Origin of the sequence: Streptococcus sp. k-90, from assembly GCF_013277565.1 — a bacterium.
Lineage (GTDB): Bacteria > Bacillota > Bacilli > Lactobacillales > Streptococcaceae > Streptococcus.
The window spans coordinates 1-421 of record NZ_VMNE01000013.1; the positions used below are offsets into that span (position 1 = coordinate 1).

Sequence of the window (421 nt, forward strand, 5' to 3'; positions counted from 1 at the left end):
CAATTATCAGCAGTGTTGGAGAGGGTGTAGAAATTCTAGCAACAGTTGAAGATCAAATCGTTGCAGCCCAAGAAAAAAATATGTTGGTAACTTCTTTTCATCCAGAATTGACTGATGATGTTCGCTTGCACCAGTACTTTATAAATATGTGTGACAAAAAGATAGTGGAATAAAAAGTGATAAATCAAGTTTTGATTCGCTTTTTCCAAAGAATCATTTTTTAAGTCATCTGACAGTATTCTGTGATTTTAGATTTATTTACGATAAATTAGAAAAGAATGATTGTTTTGACTTAGGGCATAAAGCTTATATGCTGAATATAGTGTTCAAGTATCTTTTATTGGGAGCACTTTAGAGGATGGAGTTAAAATACTATTCTATACTCCTTAATACTCTTCGACAATCTCTTCAAACCACGTCA

At 32.3% G+C, this 421-nt stretch carries 1 pseudogene; it reads left to right on the forward strand.

Annotated features, from left to right (window positions below):
* Positions 1-173: pseudogene (locus HT734_RS04645) on the forward strand (pyridoxal 5'-phosphate synthase glutaminase subunit PdxT); the annotation flags it as partial.
* Between the last annotated feature and the right edge of the window lie 248 nt (positions 174-421).